11 protein-coding genes are annotated in these 15,109 nt (G+C 69.2%); 5 read left to right on the forward strand and 6 right to left on the reverse strand.

Going from position 1 to position 15,109, the window contains the following annotated elements; all coding sequences use genetic code 11:
* Window positions 1–23: 23 nt before the first annotated feature.
* Both CMC5_RS08380 and CMC5_RS08385 read right to left on the reverse strand, forming a co-directional pair.
* Complete coding sequence (locus CMC5_RS08380; protein ID WP_050429903.1) at window positions 24–1,379, reverse strand: cytochrome P450; 1,356 nt, start codon at window positions 1,377–1,379, stop codon at window positions 24–26.
* Between the two features lie 96 nt (window positions 1,380–1,475).
* On the reverse strand, window positions 1,476–2,816 hold the full coding sequence (locus CMC5_RS08385; protein WP_050435788.1) for a cytochrome P450: 1,341 nt from the start codon (window positions 2,814–2,816) through the stop codon (window positions 1,476–1,478).
* 158 nt (window positions 2,817–2,974) lie between these two features.
* On the opposite strand from CMC5_RS08385, the gene CMC5_RS08390 reads away from it, so the two are divergent.
* The 4 genes from CMC5_RS08390 to CMC5_RS08405 all read left to right on the forward strand — a co-directional run bounded on the left by CMC5_RS08390 (window position 2,975) and on the right by CMC5_RS08405 (window position 8,701).
* Window positions 2,975–4,744, forward strand: coding sequence for an acyclic terpene utilization AtuA family protein (locus tag CMC5_RS08390; protein ID WP_050429904.1), 1,770 nt, complete (start codon window positions 2,975–2,977; stop codon window positions 4,742–4,744).
* Between the two features lie 327 nt (window positions 4,745–5,071).
* Window positions 5,072–6,055 carry a DNRLRE domain-containing protein gene (locus tag CMC5_RS08395; protein WP_050429905.1) on the forward strand — a complete coding sequence of 328 codons (984 nt, stop codon included), beginning with the start codon at window positions 5,072–5,074 and terminating at the stop codon, window positions 6,053–6,055.
* 187 nt (window positions 6,056–6,242) lie between these two features.
* Window positions 6,243–7,004, forward strand: coding sequence for a DNRLRE domain-containing protein (locus CMC5_RS08400; RefSeq protein WP_050429906.1), 762 nt, complete (start codon window positions 6,243–6,245; stop codon window positions 7,002–7,004).
* Window positions 7,005–7,132: 128 nt separating this feature from the next.
* Window positions 7,133–8,701, forward strand: a complete 1,569-nt coding sequence (locus CMC5_RS08405) for an Hsp70 family protein (RefSeq protein ID WP_050429907.1) — start codon at window positions 7,133–7,135, stop codon at window positions 8,699–8,701.
* A 112-nt stretch (window positions 8,702–8,813) separates the two neighbouring features.
* On the opposite strand, the gene CMC5_RS08410 is transcribed toward CMC5_RS08405, so the two are convergent.
* From CMC5_RS08410 to CMC5_RS08430, 4 genes are all read right to left on the reverse strand, one after another.
* Entirely contained in the window at window positions 8,814–9,740 is a 927-nt protein-coding gene (locus tag CMC5_RS08410; RefSeq protein ID WP_050429908.1) for a zinc metalloprotease, read from the reverse strand.
* A 62-nt stretch (window positions 9,741–9,802) separates the two neighbouring features.
* Window positions 9,803–10,678, reverse strand: a complete 876-nt coding sequence (locus CMC5_RS08415; RefSeq protein WP_156338358.1) for a hypothetical protein — start codon at window positions 10,676–10,678, stop codon at window positions 9,803–9,805.
* A gap of 199 nt (window positions 10,679–10,877) precedes the next feature.
* On the reverse strand, window positions 10,878–11,432 hold the full coding sequence (locus tag CMC5_RS08420) for a hypothetical protein (protein WP_156338360.1): 555 nt from the start codon (window positions 11,430–11,432) through the stop codon (window positions 10,878–10,880).
* A gap of 991 nt (window positions 11,433–12,423) precedes the next feature.
* Window positions 12,424–13,251: an alpha/beta hydrolase gene (locus CMC5_RS08430; protein WP_245678353.1), complete on the reverse strand. Its 828-nt coding sequence runs from the start codon at window positions 13,249–13,251 to the stop codon at window positions 12,424–12,426.
* A gap of 191 nt (window positions 13,252–13,442) precedes the next feature.
* Here CMC5_RS08430 and CMC5_RS08435 point away from each other — a divergent pair, with 191 nt between their 5' ends.
* The gene (locus tag CMC5_RS08435) at window positions 13,443–15,059 is read left to right on the forward strand and encodes a cellulose binding domain-containing protein (RefSeq protein WP_245678354.1); all 1,617 of its coding nucleotides are present in this window, start codon (window positions 13,443–13,445) and stop codon (window positions 15,057–15,059) included.
* Window positions 15,060–15,109 lie beyond the last annotated feature (50 nt).

Consider the following 15,109-nt stretch of genomic DNA (forward strand, 5'->3'; position numbering starts at 1 on the left):
GCACGCTTCCCCTGGGCGCCCGGTCACGCCATCGTCTTCGGCTTCCGCCCTTCCACGCGCATCGGCAAAGGGCCCGGGATCAACGTCACCCGGGGGATGCCCTTGATCGTCCCCGCCCGCACCGAACGCAGCCGGAAGCGCCTCGCCACGGTCGCCACCGCGATCGTCGCCTCGATCACGCTGAACGCCTCGCCGATGCACTTCCTCTTCCCGGAAGAGAAGGGAAGCATCGCCTCGCGGGGGAGCGACCTGGCCCGCTCGGGCAGCCAGCGGTCCGGATCGAACCGCTCCGGCTCGTCGAACAGATCCGGATCATGGTGCATCGCGTATGCGCTGAACAGGATGCCGGCGCCTGCAGGGATCGCGCACGAGCCGAGCTTCACCGCGGCCGTGGTGCGGCGAGAGACCATCCAGATCGGAGGATAAAGGCGCAGCGTCTCCTGGACGATCCGGTGCGTGACGGCGAGTTTGGGGATGTCGGCGAAGCTCGGCACGCGCCCGCCGAGCACCTCGTCCACCTCGGCGTGGAGCTGTCGTTCCACCTCGGGATGCCGCCCGAGCAAGTAGAAGGCCCAGGCCATCGCTGCCCCGTTCGACTCGACCCCGGCCAGGAACAACGTGAGGACCTGGTCGCGGATCTCGGCGTTCGTCATCCCCGTCGTCCCGTCCGTGTCGCGCGCGGCGAGCAGCGCCGACAGCAGATCACCGCGATCGACCCCGGACTTCCGGTACTCCTCGGCCATCTGGTCGACGACGGCGCCCATGCGCTGCTGTGCCAGCGCGAACTCCCGGTTGTGGCGGGTGGGGATCTTCTGCAGCAGCTCGAAGGGAGCGATCATGCGCCAGTAAATGCCGTCCAGGAGCACCTGGATCGAGTCCTTGAGCGTCTCCTGCGACGCGCTGACGGCGCTGGTGGAGACCAGGGTCTGGGTCGCGATCGAGAGCGCGAGCTTTCCCATGGCCTTGTGCACATCCACGATGTCACCTGGCTGCCAGGCGTCGACCATCTCGCGGGTCACCTCGCTCATGGTGGCGGCGTAGTTCTCCAGCCGCTCCCGGCTGAAGGCTGGCTGGAGCAGGCGCCGCTGCCGGAGGTGATCGCTGGCCGGGCAGGTGGACAGGCCATTGCCCACGATCTGCTTCGCTTTGTCGAAGAGCGCACCCCCCTTGTCGAAGGTGAAGATGTCCGTCAGGACCTGACGGACGAGATCGGGGTGCCGCACGAGGTAAGCCCACTCGGCCCCCACCCGGATCTTGACCACGTCCCCCTGTCCCCGCAGCGAGGCCACGAAGTCGAGGGGGCGACGCAGCATCTGTAACGCATGACCGAGGAAGGGTAGTCCGCCCGGCGCAATACCAATCTCCGAAGTCGCATCCATGGCTGTTCTCCTTGTGTGCCTGGTAATCGCTTCGTCATCGACCCGTTCGTCATTTCAATGTCTTGATTTCCTCCTCCAGCCATCATGGCGTCTCTCTCAGGACCGACGCTCGACACGCATGGGCACCGCGCCCGGCGCCAAGGTGATTCTCGCGATGCTGCTGATTCTCTTTCCGGGGACGGGCCGCAGCCGCCACCGCCGGGCGACGGTCGCCAGCGCGATGGTCGCCTCGGTCATCCCGAAGGTGTCGCCGAGGCACTTCCGCTTGCCTGCGGAGAACGGGATCATGGCCCCGCGCGGGACGGCCTTGGCGCGCTCGGGCAGCCAGCGATCGGGATCGAACCGCTCGGGGTGCTCGAAGTAGGTCGCGTCGCGGTGCATGGCATACGAGCTGAACAGGATCGCCGTGCCGGGCTGGAGCAGGTGATTGCCGAGCTTCACCTCGGCGGTGGTCCTTCGCGTCAAGAGCCACAGCGGCGGGTAGAGGCGCAGGGCCTCGGTGATCACCCGGTGCGCGTGGGTGAGCTTCGGGACGTCCTCGAAGCCAGGGGGCTTGTCGCCGAGGAGCGTGTCCACCTCGGCGTGGAGCCGCGCCTCGACCTCGGGGTGGTGCCCCATCAGGTGGAACGACCAGGTCATCGCCGCCGCGGTGGTCTCGATGCCGGCCAGGAACAGCGCCAGGATCTGATCGCGGATCTCGCGGTTGGTCAGCCCGGTCGTGCCGTCTTCGTCGCGCGCCGCGAGCAGCGCCGACAGGAGGTCTCCCCGGTCGATGCCGGCCGTCCTGTAGTCCTCGGTGATCTGGTGGATGACCGAGTACATGCGGGCCATCGCCTGATCGAACTCCCGGTTCTTGCGGGTGGGGACCCGCAGCACGACCTCGAAGGGAGTGATCACCCGGCGGTAGATGCCGGACAGGATCGTCTGGATCGAGGCCTGGATCTCCTCGGGGGACTCCGCGACGGAGTCCATCGAGAACAGCGTCCGGGTGGCCACCGTGAGCGCGAGAGAGCCCATCTCCCGGTCCACCTCCACCACCTGCCCGTCATGCCACGACTCCACCCGGGTGCGGGCGGCGTCACGCATGCAGACGGCGTAGTTGATCAGCCGCTCACGGCTGAAGGCTGGCTGGAGCAGCCGGCGCTGCCGCAGATGATCGCCGGCCGGGCAGGTCGCCAAGCCATTGCCGAGAATGTTCCTCGCTTTATCGAAGACGATCCCCCCTTTGTCGAACGTGTATGCGTCGGCGAGCACCTGCTTGACCAGGTCCGGGTGCCTCACCAGGTAGGCCCATTCGGGCCCGAGCCGTATCTTGACCACGTCACCCGTCCCGCGCAGGGAGGTCAAAAAGTCGAGGGGGTGACGCAGCATTTGCAGCGCATGACCGAGCAAGGGGAGCCCGCCCGGTGCGACGCCGATCTCCGACGATGTGTCCATGGCTCGTTCTCCTTGGTGCCTGGAACTCGCTCTGTCATCGATGAAAGCACGGAGCCCGAAGCTGGCACAGACGGAAGACGCCGCGGGCGGTCGGGTGGTGCGCAGCATGTCGTACTCGCGGTTGCGCACCCTCGCTCGAGAACGCGTACCATGAGGACATGTCCGCCCGAGAGCCCCTCATCATCGCCAACGCCAGCGGCTTCTACGGAGACCGGTTCTCCGCGCTCGAAGAGGCCCTGCGTGGTGGTCCAGTCCACGTCATCACGGGCGACTACCTCGCCGAGCTCACCATGGCCCTGCTCCTGCGCGCCCGGATGAAGGACCCGCGCCTCGGCTACGCCGCCACCTTCGTCTCCCAGCTCGAGCGCATCCTGGGCGAGTGCCTCGACCGCGGCGTGAAGGTGGTCACCAACGCCGGCGGGCTCAACCCACGCGGCCTCGCCACGGCCATCGAGGCGCTCGCCAGTCGCCTGGGCAGGAGCCCTCGCGTCGCGGTCGTCGAGGGCGACGATCTCGCGGGCCGCCTCGACGACCTCCGCCGTGAAGGCCAGACCTTCTCCCACCTGGACCGAGGTATCCCTCTCGCCGAAGCGGGCGGCATGCCGGTCACTGCGAACGCCTACCTCGGCGGCTGGGGCATCCGCGACGCCTTGCTCGCCGGCGCCGACATCGTCGTCACGGGCCGCGTCGCCGACGCTGCCCTCGTCCTCGGCCCCGCCGCTGCCCATTTCGGCTGGGCCCGCGACGATTGGGACAAGCTGGCCGGCGCCATTGCCGCAGGGCACATCCTCGAATGCGGCGCCCAGGCGACCGGGGGGAACTATGCCTTCTTCGAGGATGTCCCCGGCCTCGAGCACGTCGGCTTCCCCCTCGCCGAGATCCGCGAGGACGGCACGGCCATCATCACCAAGCATCCGGGCACCGGCGGCCTCGTCTCCACGGGCACCGTCACCGCGCAGCTCCTCTACGAAATCGACGCCCCCCGCTACCTCACCCCGGACGTCACCGCCCATTTCGACGCCCTCGAACTGCTCCAGGACGCCCCCGATCGCGTCCTCGTCCGCGGCGCCCGCGGCGAGCCCCCGCCGCCCACGCTCAAGGTCGGCGCCCTCGTCGCCCGCGGCTACCGCCACACCGTGGGCTTCTACCTCGCCGGCCTCGACCTCGACGCCAAGGCCGCCTTGCTCGAACGCGCCCTCCTCGCCGCGACGGGCGGCCGCGAGGCCTTCACCCGCTTCGAAGCGCGCATCGTCCGCCGTCCCCCGCCCGAGCCCCAGAGCGGCGAAGAAGCCCTGGCCGAGCTGCGCGTCACCGTCGCCTCCCCGGATCCCGAGCGCGTCGGCCGTCGCTTCGCCGCCCGCGCCGTCGAACTCGCGCTCTCCACCGTCCCGGGCCTCACCCTCACCGCGCCCCCGGGCGACGCCATCCCCGACGTCGCGTTCTGGCCTTGCCTCGTCGACCGCGAGCACATCCAGGAGCGCGTCGTGTTCGGCAACGAGATCCTGACCGTCCCCCCACCGCCCACGCTCCTCGTGCCCTCGGCCCCGACCGCGGCAGAACCCCCGAGCACCGCTCCGCCGCACGACGGCCCCACCGAGCGCATCGCCCTCGGCCGCCTCTTCGGCGCGCGCTCCGGCGACAAGGCGGGCAACGCCAACCTCGGCGTCTGGGCCCGCTCACCGGCAGCGCACGAGTTCCTGCGCACCTTCCTGACCGTCGAGCGCCTCGAGGCCCTCTTGCCCGAGACCGAGAGCTACGCCGTCGAGCGCTACGAGCTTCCCAACCTGCTCGCGCTCAACTTCGTCATCCGCGGCATCCTCGGCGATGGCGTCGGCGCCTCCTCGCGCCTCGATCCGCAGGCCAAGACCCTCTCCGAGGTCCTCCGCGCCTGCCTCATCGACGTGCCGGCGTCCCTCGTCAAACACTGACGCTCCGCGCACCCCGCACCCCGCACCTCGCTCCACACGCCACGCTCCGCGCGCCACGCGCCACGCGCCGCCCCTCCCATCCGTCCACGCGCGCGCTCGCGTTCGCCCTCGTTCCCAGCTTCCTCGTCGCCCCCAGCTTCCTCCTCGTCGCGCTCCCTCCCCACGATCCCCCGCCTCTCCCGGATCTCGCCAGCCTGGAAGCCACGGCCCTGTCCGCCCTCGACATGCCCCCATCGTTCCCAGCGGTCCTGGTCTGTGGGTTGCGAAGCGGCTCTCCCGGCGAGGAGGTGCCCCCGACCCTGCCTCGTCGACAAGGAGACTGCACCGATGTTTCAGCGGAACTCACGCCTTCTCGCGCTCTCCGTGCTCCCCGTTGCGCTCGCCATGAGTGCCTGCGCCATGGATGTCGACGAGACCGAGGCTGTCGAAGAGAACGAGGACGCGATCGACCGGCGGAACGAGCCGCCCGGCATGACGCCTCCCCGCGGCACGCAGACGGACCGGGAGAGAGAGCCCACGCCGCACCACGGGAGTCGCTGTCGCATCTACCGCCGCGGAGAGCATGGTCACGTGAAGGACGCGACCATCCACCGCGAAGCGCCGGACTACAACGAAGGCGAGCTCGAGACCATCAGCGCAGGCCAGGGCGAGCGGCGCAAGCTCGCGCTGATCGGCTTCGACCTCTCCGACCTCGACGACGACGTGGAGATCGAGCGCGCCGACCTCGGCATCTGGCAGACGTGGACCGACAGCGAGACGCCGGTCACCGTGCACGCCATCCGCGACGCCTGGCGCGAGCACGAGGTCACCTGGCACAACTTCGGCGACGGCCACGAACATGAGCCCCTCGGCAGCTTCATGACCCATCATGGCGAAGGCCACCACGAGGTCGACGTCACGAAGCATCTCGAGACGTGGCGGCACCATCGACCCCGCCATGGCCACGAGCACCACGGCTTCGTCATCGACGTCCCCGGCAAGCGCCACGCCTTCCGGAGCAGCGAGAGCGAGCGCATCGAGCATCGACCCTTCCTGCGCGTCTGCCTCGCGGGCATCACCATCGTGCCGCCTCGCGGGCTCAGGACGAACCCCCGCGAGCCCAGCACGACGCCGCCCCGCGAGGAGCCCGGCCGGCTTCACGGGCAGCCCGTCCGACTCCCCGAGATGACCCGCGAGCACCTCCGCCGGCATCTCATCCACATCGGGCCGCCGCACACCCGCACCCCGCACCACGAGCCGCACCGCCGGCATCTCCGTGGGCCCCTCATCCCGGTGACGCCTCCTCACGGGACGCCCATGCCGCCTCACTGAACCACGCGCTGCACGCGCTGCACGCGCCGCATCCGCTGCGATCTCGGGGGCCGAGCGGCTTCATGGTCGTGTTCGCCCCCGACGTGCCCCCATCGTGCCCAATCCGTACTGGTCTGTCGGTTGCCATAGGCACTCGCTGAAGAGGAGGCTTTTCCAGCCTCTGCCCCTCATCCAGGAGATTGCAGCGATGATGCAGCGGAACTCATCCATCCTCGTGCTCGCCATGATCCCCGTCGCCCTCTCCGTGGGCGCGTGCACCATGGAAGCCGACGACTCCGACCTTCTCGGCGCGAGCGACGACCCCGTCGACAGGGGTGGCGATCTCCCTGGTCCCGCATTCGACAGGGGCGTGCTGCAGGTGCCTCCCCTCGACGTGACGCTGGGAAACCACGGCCTGGCCACCAACCCGCTCCGGTGCGACACCTACCGGCGCGGAGAGCATGGCCACGCCCAGGATGCCACCGTCTATCTCAGCGCACCCAGTTACAACGACGGCGCCTCCGACAACATCAGCGCGGGCGAGATCGAGCAACGCAAGCTCGCCCTCGTCGGCTTCGACCTCTCCGACCTACCGCGCGGCGTCGAGATCTCGAAGGCCGAACTCGGCCTCTCGCAAGCGTGGACCGATCGCGAAAGCACCATCAGGATCCACCCCATCCTCGCCGCGTGGGACGAGAACGACGTGACCTGGAACAGCTTCGAAGAAGCCTACGAACCCGAGGAAATCGCCTCGTTCCAGACCGTGCTCGGCGAAGGTCACCACGTGGTCGACGTCACCGATACCGTCGCCGAATGGCGGCGCGATCGGAATCGCAATGATCACGGCTTCGTCATCGATACCGCGGGCAAGCGCCACGCCTTCTGGAGCAGCGAGCACAGCGCGCTCGAACACCGCCCCTACCTGCGCGTCTGCTACCGCGTCCATGGCACGCTGCCCCCGCCCCACTGACCTCGAACGGCGGAGGGCTTGCGGGCGTCGCCGCGCGCCCTCCGAAGGGGCTCAGCCATTGCCTCGGTGACCACGAAACTTGCCACAATCGTGCCTTCCGCAGCGGGCCAGGTTAGGCTCGGTGCGTCATGCGCCTCGGCATCGATTTTGGAACCACCCGCACCGTCGTCGCTTGCAGCGATCGGGGCAACTACCCGGTCCTGAGCTTCCAGGACGAGAGCGGCAACCCCGTCGACTGGTATCCCTCGGTCATCGCCGAGCGCCGCGGCGAGCTGCGGTTCGGGTTCGACGCCCTCGAGGTCGCTGCCGATCCCGAGTGGACCGTCCTCCGCTCGTTCAAGCGCCTCCTCTCGGGCCCGCGCACCTCCCCGGACTTCCAGGTCGAGCTCGGCAGCACCACCCTCTCCGGCGTCGAACTCATCGCCCGCTTCCTCGGCTCCTTGCGCGAAGCCATCCTGACCCGTTCCAACCGCCCGTCCGTCAAGCGGGACGAGCAGCTCGTCGCCGTCGTCGCCACCCCGGCCAATGCCCACGGCGCGCAGCGCTTCATCACCCTCGACGCCTTCCACCGCGCCGGCTTCGAGGTCACCGCCCTGCTCAACGAGCCCTCGGCGGCCGGCTTCGAGTACAGCCACCGCTACCACAACACCCTCACCTCCCGCCGTGAGCACATCGTGGTCTACGACCTCGGCGGTGGCACCTTCGACGCCTCCCTCGTTCACATCACGGGGCGCCGCCATGAAGCGATTGCCACCTCCGGTTCCTCTCAGCTCGGCGGCGACGACTTCGACGCTGCGCTCGTCCACCTGATTCTGGAGCAGGTCGGCCTCACCCGCGGCGGCCTCCCCCACCGCGCCCTGGCGCTGCTCGTCGAGCAGTGCCGCGAAGCCAAGGAGCGCCTCAACCCCAGCTCCCGCCGCATCGTCATCGACCTGGAGAGCTGCCTCGGCGACCTCGCCCCTGCCCCCGAGGTCACCGCCTCCGTCGCCGACTACTACGACCGCTGCCTCCCCCTCGTGCAGCGCAGCATCGAGGCCATGCACCCCGTCATGGCCCACCTCGAAGCCAAGAGCCGCACCGACGACGCCCTCACCGAGCTGGCCGGCATCTACGTCGTCGGCGGCGCCAGCTCCTTGCCCGTCGTCGGCCGCGTCCTGCGCGAGGTCTTCGGCCGCCGCGTCCACCGCTCCCCGTACCCTTCCGCCGCCGTCGCCATCGGCCTCGCCATCGCCGTCGACGACGACGCCGGCTTCGAACTCTCCGACCGCCTCTCCCGCCACTTCGGCGTCTTCCGCGAGAGCGACAGCGGCCGCGACGTCGTCTTCGACCCCATCTTTGGCCGCGACGCCCGCGTCCCGGGCCGTCACGACCCCGCCACCGTCCACCGCCGCGTCTACCGCGCGGCCCACAACGTCGGCCGCTACCGCTTCGTCGAGTGCGGCGACCTCGACCCCCAGGGCGTCCCCCACGGCGAGATCACCGCCTTCGACGCCGTCTACTTCCCCTTCGACCGCAACGCCCGCAACCCGGGCACCCGCCTCGCCGACGTCCCCGTCCAGCGCCTGCCTGGCGACGGCCCCCTCATCCAGGAGGAGTACGCCATCACCAAGCACGGCCTGGTCCGCCTCACCATCACCGACCTCGAAGCCGGCTACCAGCGCGCCTACGACGTCGGCGCCGCCCCTTCGGCCTCCTGAACCCTCCAGCGTCGTTTCTGCGCGCCTACGAGCCTGGGCGCCGTCTCATCGCGCCTGCGACGCCAGCGCCGCCCGCAGCGCGCCCGCGAGGTCGGCGCCGCCCCACGCATCCTCACGGCCCCAGCACCACCTCCATGTTCAGCATCCGGCTGTCCATCACGGGAGACCCGAGCAGCGCACCCGTCGTCGTGTCGAGCGTGAACAGCCGCAGCTCGCTGTCGGCCCACGAGCTCCCGGTCTGGTAGATCGTGCCCGCCACGGGATCGAGCGCGCTCACCCCCGGCTCGAGAAGCTCCATCCCCGGGATGTCGGCGATGAACGTCGTCGCGCCCGTCTGCGGGTTCACCTCCCGCAGCTCCTCCCGCGTACCCGTCCAGAAGAACCCCAGCACCCGACCATCGCCGTCGACCTCGATGTTCACCACGTCCGCATCCAGCCGCGGACTGTGCAGCAACGCGCCCGTCAGCATGTCGATCGCGAACAGCCGGATCCCCTTGTCCGTCGCCTCGGTCCCGAGCTGGTAGTAGATGCCCGCCCCGAGATCTGCCGTGCTCATCCCCGGACGCAGCCAGTTCAGTTCGGGCACCACCGAGATGACCGTGCTTGCCCCCGTCACCGGATCGATCGCCCGCAGTTCTTCTTCCGACCCGTTCCAGTGCAGCCCGAGCACGTGCCCGAGCGGATCCACCTCGATCGACGCGACCCGGATGTCGAGCGGCACCACCCGCACCACCTGCCCCGTCGCCGCATCCAGGGTGATCAGCGCATCCCCGCTTCCCTGGAGTCCCACCTGGTAGATGTGACCGCTCAACGGGTCCAGGGCCGAGATGCCGTAACCCACCCCATCGGCGCCCGTCAGGCTCCCCATCAGCGTCGACGACCCCGTGAGCGGCGCCATCTCGCGCAGCTCCCACCCGGCGTTGACGCCCAGCGAGTGCAGCCCGATCAGAGCGCCCGACGTCGCGCTGCCTCCGTTGGACGAGCCGTTGCACCCCGTGCAGACCAGCGCGATGGCCATCCCTGCTGCGATCGACCTCATCGAGCACCTCCGTGGGCCAGACTACCGTCCATCGACGGCCCCCGGAACCCGCTTCGAGCGCTTCACCACCCCGGCGCTTGCACCCCGACCATCACGTGCAAGCCCGCCTCGTGCAGCACCGCCCGGCCCGGGTCCAGCCGCTCCCCGCCGATGCTTGCGTGCCCCAGCACCACATGCGGCACCACGCCGAACGTGAACGCCACCTCCGGGCTCTTGCTGAACCCGACCCCCAGCGCCGCCGACAACCGCGTCTCGTTCGACCGCGTGAACACCAGCACACCGCACGGCATGAACGGCGCCTCTTCCTGGCAATCCTCGTCCCCTGGCTGATCGACGATCGCGCTGTGCGAACTCGCCCCGTGGCTCACGTAGACATTCACGAGCGGCGCCAGCGACCCGAACCGCATGCTCGCATCCACCCCGACGCGCCCCCAGGGCCCCTGACCCACGGCGCTGTAGTACCCCCCGCCGGAGAGCGTCACCGACAGCGGGTGCCCCCGATCCTCGTCGACCAGCCCGATGCGCGCCTCCCCACCCACCCGCTGAAACCCCACCGACGCCCCCGCCTCCAGCCACGACGTCAGCCCGTAGCGCAGCGCCACCTCCAGCGGCAGCGCCACCGAGAGGACCGTATCGACGATCGCATCGTCCTCCGGCACCTCCATCCCGCCCGTCGACTCCCGCCGCGCGCGCCCCCTGGCCGCCTCGTTCTCGGCGCCCAGCCACCCCGTCCCGAACGACCACGCCGCGACGCCCGCGCTCACCCCGAACCCTCCCGCTGGCACCAGATCGGCCGTCCTCGGGCCGATGGCAGGACTGCACCCCGTCAGCGTCACCAGCGCCATGCTCAGCGCCATGCTCAGCGCCATGCTCAGCGCCGTCCGCAGCGGACCCCACGCCAGCGGCTTGCTCCCGAGCCGCTGCGTGGAATGCCTCATGATCGGCATCGTAGGGGAGCGCCGCGACCTCCCCCATCCACCCGCACGAAACCGTCGGCGTGCCTGCGGTCGTTGCGCTCATGCGTCCCGCGATCGCCCGACAAAAAAAGGGGTCACCGACAGACGTCCCCCCCCGGTCGCGCCCGTCGGTGACCCTACCGCCTCGTCGGCGGCGTCTGCTGAATCTTCTGGAGCGGCTTCAGCCCACCTGCGACGCAGGCTGCGGCTCCTCTTCCTCCCTCGTCGGCATGGCCCTCGTCGGCATGGCGCTCTCCGGCGCCTCGTCGGGGAGGCTCCCCTGGTTCTTCAGCCGGGTGACCCAGCTTCGCTTCGCTGGCGCCGCCTGGTAGCGAATGAGCGGCATCAGCGCGTCGAGGATGCCGCTTCGCTCGGGTGAGCGCCGCGCTCTCCGCTGCCCTTGCGCTGCGATCTCGCTGATGCGCCCGGCGATCTCGTGCCCGTGCGCGAGCGTCGTCTGCCGCAGCTTGTCGGCCATCCTTTCGGCCGCCTTGAAGAACCTCATTGCCCGACGGTGTTCCAGAATGAGGGCGCGCAGGTCGTCGATATCGTCGGGATGGAGACCTGCTTGCGCGATGTCGTCCGGGGTGAGGAGAAGGATGGCCTCCATCACCTCCTCTGCCTCGCCCCTCAGCTTGAGAATCTTGCTGCGATTCTCCACGTGAACCGCCTTGAGTAAGACGCCTCTGGCGTCGATGTGCATCTCGCCAACGTCGGGATCAGTCGGACCAGCCACCGCTCGCTCCTCCAGGTTGGGGATGGTGCCCTGGGCCGCGCCGCCCGGGTCATCCAACGGGCCACCAATGTGAGCCGCGTCTGGCAGGTTGTAAATGGCGTCCCCTGCATTTCATGCCAGTGGCTTCGGCATACAAGATGCGTTGGGCCACGTCCTGGGTGTGCGCTGTCGGAATTTCGACACCTGCCCCCGCGCGAGCGGTGGAACGCTGATTGCGTTACGAACTGGATTCGCGCCGGAATGGAATTGCCAGCGCGTCGCTCGGCCAATGCAATGAAGGGTGCACCGGCGGCCAGGTGGAGGAAGGTGCCGTGATGCCGCGGCGCGACGGGCGCGCTCCACGCAGCGTAAGTCTCCGAGAATTCTGGGAGATCGTTTCGGTCCACGGTGGCGGTGGCGCCGCCCGTGTCTCCGTGGGCAGCGAGGAGACGGGAGCTCGAACCGAGGACACCGGAGGTGACGAGGGGGGCGATGAGGAGGGCCAGCCCTGGAAGGGAGAGGAGGGGGGGATGAACGGCGTGCTCGGCTCCTGGCGATGAAGGGAGAGCGAGGGGGACGGCGTGCTGTGGTCCCGAGGATGACAAGGCAGCGAGAAGAACGGATCGATGGCGTCCCGAGGACGACACGACAGCGAGGAGGAAACGGGTGGATGGCGTCCCGAGGACGACAAGGCAACGAGGGGAACGGGTGGATGGCGTCCCGAGGACGACAAGGCAACGAGGGGGAACGGCGTGCTGTGGTCCCGAGGACGACAAGGCAGTGAAGGGGACGGGTGGATGGCGTCCCGAGGACGACAAGGCAGCGAGGGGGGAACGGCGTGCTGTGGTCCCGAGGACGACAAGGCAGTGAAGGGGACGGGTGGATGGCGTCCCGAGGACGACAAGGCAGTGAAGGGGACGGGTCGATGTCATCCCGAGGACGACAAGGCAGCGAGGGGGGACGGGGGATGGGGGGCCGGACGGTGACGCGGACCGGGGCTGGGCCGGCGTGGTCAAGGCGCCGCGCGCGCGTGCTCGTCGAGCCAGGTGAGGGCTTCGTCCATCGTCCGTTCGGCTTCGGTCATCTGGCCGTGGCCTGCGCCGGGCATCTCCAGGTACATCGCCGGGACCTTGGCCGCCTCGAGGGCCTTCGTCCCGTCCTTCATCCGGTACTTCGCGTCGTGCTCGCCGCTCACCAGCACGGCGCCGCGCAGCTTCCGGAGTCGCGCTGCCGACGGGGTGGTGGGCGCGCCGATCAGCACCAGCCGGGTGTACCGCTCGGGCCAGCGCTCGGCGAGGCGCTCCGCCACGTAGGCGCCTTGCGAGTAGCCCGCGAGCACGAGGTCCTCGGCCTTGCCGCCGCACGTGGCGAGGGCCGCCTGGATGCGGGCGTCCTGCTTGTCGAGGTCGAAGGAGTACTTGCGGAACGCGCCGTCGGCGCTGCACGCGGTGTCCCCTTGCAGCGCGAGGACGCCGCCGTGGTCGCGGGCCGCCGCCTGGAAGGACTGGATGTAGCCGAGGCCGTGCGAGCACATGCCGCTGAGGAACACCATCCGAGGGCAGCCGCCGTCCGCGCCGCGCACGACGAAGGCGGGCAAGTCGCCCGGGACCGCGACCTCGGTGGCGGTGGCCGGGAAGAGGCGGGAGAGGCCGGGTAGCTCGAGCCGGAAGGGGGACGAGGAGCGCTCGCTGGCCAGCGCCTGTTCGTCCCGGTTGCACCCTGCGACCAGGGTCGACAGGAGCAAGGCGGCGAGAGGGGCGGCGGAGCGCCGGTGGACGCGGGGAGCTGTCGCGGAGCGGGCGGGGTTCACAAGTGCAGCCGTGGTTCCCGAAGGGGCCATCCGCAAGCCCCCGTCCCGCCTCGCAGCGTCGTGCGGGTATGCGTTGCTCGCCTTTGCCCCTTCACGAATTCAGAGGCGCACACCTGCTCGGGTGCTGCCGGGACACTGGCTACATGCAGGGATGAAACGGCCGCGCGATCGGGGGTGTTGCTTGGAAAAGCCATTGCTCTCGTCCATAGTGCCGGACCTGCATGGATTGCGGGGGTGAGGTGAAGGCGGTGAATGCACCGTTCAATGGCGGAAGCATGGCGCTCACCCCCGTTCGCCTGCGTGGCGAGGCCGAAAACGGCGAGGGGATGAACGGCATGAACGAGCGTTTCGAGCGAGTGAGCAAGCGTCTGGTGCAGGTGAGTGAGGGTTTCGAGCGAGTGAACGAGCGTTCCGCAGGGACCCTCGGGCAGGGGTCTGGCGGGAGGCGAGGGCGTGTCGCCCTGCGTGCGCTGGCGGTCGTGTCGCTGCTGATTCCAGGGCTGGTGGCGCAGCCAAAGACGAGCGCCGCGGGGCCGACGGACCTGACGGTCGAATACCTGAACTACGACGCTGCCGCGCCGTACGACGGCATCATCGAGGCGGGCATTCGCCTGCGCAACGACACGGCCTCGGCCATCCCGCTGAGCAGCATCGTGGTGCGCTACTGGTTCACCCGTGATGGCGCATCGACGGTGAACTCGGCGTGCTGGTGGTGGGGTAGCTCGCCCTGCCCGAACCTGACGACGAGTGTGCACACGGTGTCGCTGTCGGGCGCGGACCGGTACGTGGAGATCGGATTCACGAGCGGGGCAGGGAGCCTGGCGCCGGGTGCGACGACCTTGCCGGTCGACCTGGGGATCACCTTCGGCGGGGTGAACGTCGACGAGACCAACGATTACTCGTACGCGAACCAGACGGCGTTCGGCGCCTGGAGTCGCATCACGGTGCACGACGTCGGCTCGGCGCCCACGGGAGGCGTGCGGGGCGGGACGCCGCCAGGGGGCGGCCCGGTCACCGTGGCGCAGGAGTTCTTCGACGACTTCACGTACACCGGCAACACGGACGCGAACTTCCTCAATCGCTGGAACGTGCGCAGCGGCGGGGGCGGGCCAGGGATCAGCGGCGCGCAATGGTCGACGTCCAATGTGTCGATGGTGACCGACCCCGCGAATGGATCGAACCGGCTGATGCGGCTTCAAGGCAGCACGAACGGGACGAGCGCGGGGACGTCGCAAGCCGAGGTGATCTCCGACGACCGGAAGTTCCGGTTCGGGACCTACGCGAGCCGGATGCGCTTCAACGATGCGCCGCTCCACGGGAGCCGCTTCTACGCGGACAAGCCGATCGAGACCTTCTTCACGATCACCCCGTGGACGTCGTCGTCGGCCACCGATCCGAATTATTCGGAGCAGGACTTCGAATACATGCCCAATGGCGGCTGGGGCCAAGGCAATGTGGCGACGATGTGGCTGACGTCATGGGAGACGGCTGGCTCGGTGCAGAACGTGGACAAGCGCTCGGACCTGATCTCGGCGAGCCACAACGGATGGCACACGCTCGTCTTGCAGGTCTCCACGAGCGGCATCGTCTACTTCATCGACGGGGGCGCGCCGAAGTTCACCCACGCGGCGATGTTCGCTCCAGAGACCAACCAGTTCCTCGCCTTCCAGGTCTGGTACGACCAGATCGACACGGCGCAGAGCAGCAGTCGCGCTTATTTCCAGGAGACGGACTGGGTGTACTTCGCCAAAGACACGATTCTGACGCCAGCGCAGGTGGATTCACAGGTCGCGGCGCTGCGCGGTGCTGCCGTCGCCTTCAGAGATACGGTGCCCTGATTCGCACGGCAGGGGCACGTGCTCCGGGGCGTCATGGCGCTCCGGAGCCT

This window comes from Chondromyces crocatus (genome assembly GCF_001189295.1).
In the GTDB taxonomy this organism is placed as follows: Bacteria; Myxococcota_A; Polyangia; order Polyangiales; family Polyangiaceae; genus Chondromyces; species Chondromyces crocatus.

Coding starts and splice junctions, on each gene's coding strand:
- CMC5_RS08380 (WP_050429903.1), bottom strand. CDS start 1,379: ATGGATGCGACTTCGGAGATTGGTATTGCGCCGGGCGGACTACCCTTC.
- CMC5_RS08385 (WP_050435788.1), bottom strand. CDS start 2,816: ATGGACACATCGTCGGAGATCGGCGTCGCACCGGGCGGGCTCCCCTTG.
- CMC5_RS08390 (WP_050429904.1), top strand. CDS start 2,975: ATGTCCGCCCGAGAGCCCCTCATCATCGCCAACGCCAGCGGCTTCTAC.
- CMC5_RS08395 (WP_050429905.1), top strand. CDS start 5,072: ATGTTTCAGCGGAACTCACGCCTTCTCGCGCTCTCCGTGCTCCCCGTT.
- CMC5_RS08400 (WP_050429906.1), top strand. CDS start 6,243: ATGATGCAGCGGAACTCATCCATCCTCGTGCTCGCCATGATCCCCGTC.
- CMC5_RS08405 (WP_050429907.1), top strand. CDS start 7,133: ATGCGCCTCGGCATCGATTTTGGAACCACCCGCACCGTCGTCGCTTGC.
- CMC5_RS08410 (WP_050429908.1), bottom strand. CDS start 9,740: ATGAGGTCGATCGCAGCAGGGATGGCCATCGCGCTGGTCTGCACGGGG.
- CMC5_RS08415 (WP_156338358.1), bottom strand. CDS start 10,678: ATGAGGCATTCCACGCAGCGGCTCGGGAGCAAGCCGCTGGCGTGGGGT.
- CMC5_RS08430 (WP_245678353.1), bottom strand. CDS start 13,251: ATGGCCCCTTCGGGAACCACGGCTGCACTTGTGAACCCCGCCCGCTCC.
- CMC5_RS08435 (WP_245678354.1), top strand. CDS start 13,443: ATGGATTGCGGGGGTGAGGTGAAGGCGGTGAATGCACCGTTCAATGGC.